Source organism: Campylobacter sp. MIT 12-5580 (assembly GCF_005406235.1).
Lineage (GTDB): Bacteria > Campylobacterota > Campylobacteria > Campylobacterales > Campylobacteraceae > Campylobacter_D.
On sequence record NZ_NXLK01000018.1, the window covers coordinates 1 to 1,555 of the forward strand.

1 protein-coding gene is annotated in these 1,555 nt (G+C 40.1%); it reads right to left on the bottom strand.

Annotation, left to right across the window (positions count from 1 at the left end):
- On the bottom strand, nucleotides 1–1,555 hold a 1,555-nt coding region (locus tag CQA38_RS09130; RefSeq protein WP_137633691.1), incomplete at both ends, for a flagellin.

Genomic DNA, 1,555 nt, shown 5'->3' on the forward strand with positions numbered 1-1,555 from the left:
TTCACTTGCAAAATCCACATCTCTTATGGTTGATTCAGCAGATTTTAAATTCACTTGTGTTGTAGTGATATTGTTGATCGTTTTTTCGATTTGTTGTTGAACCGAACCTATATCTGCTCTAATGGTATCAAGGTTTGCGATAGCAGTATCTGCTATATCCATAACAGCCATTGCACCTTTTAGGGTGGTTACGCCTGCGGTTTGATCAGCGACATTAAACACAGAAGTTTTAACAGTCGCTGTTTGTGAAAGTCCTGAACCAGTAGAGAAACCTGAACCAGCAGAGGTGTTATATGCGTTTGAGTATGCTGAGATAAAGACAGCCCCTTCAGCTAAGATAGTAGAAAAGTTTTGTCCGCTACCTACAGAGAAACCTGAACCAGCAGAGAAACCACTACCAGCTGCTGACATGAAAGCAGTGAGTGCTTGAGTGATCACTTTCTTACCTTTGCCATCAGCATAAAATCCCATAGCATCAGCAGTTTCAGAATCTATAGTGCCTTTACTATCCCTTAAAGAAACAGAAGCTTGAGAGATAAATCCTGTATCAAAGCCAAAGCCTGTTCCTGAGATAGCGATATCTTGTCCATTGTTTTTCACAAGGCTAAGACGACCATAGTTGTTATTCATGGCATCGCCTACGATACCAGAACCCTTACCTATACTACCAGCTGTAATAACAATACCTCTACCATCATTTGACTTCATTACAAGTTTACCAAATTCATCAAGGCTTGCTTCAACACCTGTAGTATCTTTTACAGCATTGATCGCAGCAACCAAAGAGCCGTTTTTATCGCCATCTTCGTATCTCACAGCACCTATGACTGTGCCATTGATTGCAAAATCAGCACTTGTAGTATCGCCTTGAATCGCATAAAGCCCTGTAGTAGTTACATTGTAGCTTGCACGAACACCTGTTCTATCAGAAACTCTGTTAATCTCTTCAGCTAAAGCTCCAACGCCTGTTCCAACGCTGTATGAAATTTGCACTTCAGCAAAGTCAAAATCATCTATACCATTGTAATTAAGTATAGTAAGATTGGCTGCACCTGCAGCAGTGATTTGAGCTCCTGTCTCAAAACGAGTTACCCCAATCTTACTTGATTGAGTTGAACCTATAGTTGCTTTGATAGTTTGATTTGACTGCGCGCCGATTTGGAATTCTTGATTAGTAAAACCACCAGAAAGCAATTGCTTACCATTGAAAGAAGTGGTGTTAGCGATATTGTCTAATTCTTCCATAAGGCGGTTGATGTCTGCTTGAAGCATATTTCTTGTTTTAGTGCTTTGTCCATCTTGAGCCGCTTGAGTAGCTTTAGTTTTAATCGCATCAAGAATTTTTGTTTGTTCGTCCATCGCTTTATCAGCAGTTTGCAAAAGTGAATTTGCATCGTTACCATTGTTGATAGCTTGTCCCAAAGTAGAAGCTTGAGTGCGAAGTTGATCAGCAATTGCCAAACCAGACGCATCATCTTTTGCGGAGTTTATTCTAAGACCAGTAGAAAGTCTTTCCAAAGAAGTACTTAAACTTCTTGAGTTAGCTGTAACACTT